This is a genomic window from Micromonospora acroterricola, assembly GCF_003172955.1.
Lineage (GTDB): Bacteria > Actinomycetota > Actinomycetes > Mycobacteriales > Micromonosporaceae > Micromonospora > Micromonospora acroterricola.
The window spans coordinates 1-1,385 of record NZ_QGKR01000135.1; the positions used below are offsets into that span (position 1 = coordinate 1).

Sequence of the window (1,385 nt, forward strand, 5' to 3'; positions counted from 1 at the left end):
CGGCAGCAGGCCTCCCCGTCGCCGTCCGTCCCGCCGCCGGGCGCTGCCCGGGCCAGCCTGCGCCCGGCGGCGGGACGGACGGCGACGGGGAGGCCTGCTGCCGGGGCGCGACCGCCGGGAGCGGGATGGTCGACATCACCCGGTGCACGATGTGGTCGGCCGGCACGTCGTCGGCGAGCGCGTCGTAGCTGAGCACCAGCCGGTGCCGCAGGATGTCCGGGGCGATGTCCTGCACGTCCTGGGGCAGCGCGTAGTCCCGCCCGCGCAGCAGCGCCAGCGCGCGGGTGGCCCGGACCAGGCCGAGCGAGGCGCGCGGGCTGGCCCCGTACTGGATCAGCTGGGCGACGTCGGGCATGCCGTGCTCGGCCGGGGCCCGGGTGGCCAGCACCAGCCGGACCGCGTAGTCCACCAGCGCGTTGTGCACGAAGACCTGGTCCGCCTTGCGTTGCAGGGCGATCAGGTCGGGGGTGTCGAACACCGCCGCCGGCTCCGGGGCGGCGACACCCATCCGGTAGACGATCTCCCGCTCCTCGGCGTCGGTCGGGTAACCCACCACGATCTTCATGAGGAACCGGTCCCGCTGCGCCTCGGGCAGCGGGTAGACGCCCTCCTGCTCGATCGGGTTCTGCGTGGCCATCACCAGGAACGGGTCGGGCACCCGGTGACTCTCGCCACCGATCGACACCTGCCGCTCGCTCATCACCTCCAGCAGCGCCGACTGCACCTTGGCCGGCGCCCGGTTGATCTCGTCGGCGAGCAGGAAGTTGACGAAGACGGGGCCCAGCTCGACGTCGAACTTCTCGCTCGACTGCCGGTAGATCCGGGTGCCCATGATGTCGGCCGGCACCAGGTCCGGGGTGAACTGCACCCGGGCGAAGGACCCGCCGACGACCTTGGCGAGGGTCTCCACGGCCAGGGTCTTGGCCACGCCGGGCACACCTTCGAGCAGGCAGTGGCCGCGGGCGAGCAGCGCGACGAACATCCGCTCCACCATCCGGTCCTGCCCGACGATGACCCGTTTGATCTCGAACAGCGCCCGTTCCAGCAGGGTGGCGTCCTGCGCGGGTGTGGTCACCGGCGCGGGTTCCGCCGGGGCCGTCCCGTTCGGCGTCGGGGCGTCGGGCATGGTCGGCTGGGCCACCGGTCCTCCACAGCGTTGGTCGGTCGTCGCGGCTGGTGCGGTATCAAGACTCGCACGCCTTCCTGAGTGTCGAGGTGGGGAGAAGCCGATTTTCGCCGTGCCGTCCGCAGCAGCCGAATCGCCCGTCACGGGTGGACACGGACCGGTCCGCCGCGTGTACGATTCACCCCGTCGCCGGGCGGCTCCCCCCGTGGCCGCCCGGCGCTCAAGCCTTCCGTCCCGCCGCCCTAGACTGGCCGGGATG

The 1,385-nt window shown here is 72.7% G+C and carries 1 protein-coding gene; it reads right to left on the bottom strand.

The genetic code is table 11. The annotated features are described in order from the left end of the window. Positions 1–1,141 (bottom strand): AAA family ATPase (locus DKT68_RS05815; RefSeq protein ID WP_201748920.1); only part of this gene is annotated, 1,141 nt, incomplete at its 3' end. Positions 1,142–1,385: the final 244 nt, after the last annotated feature.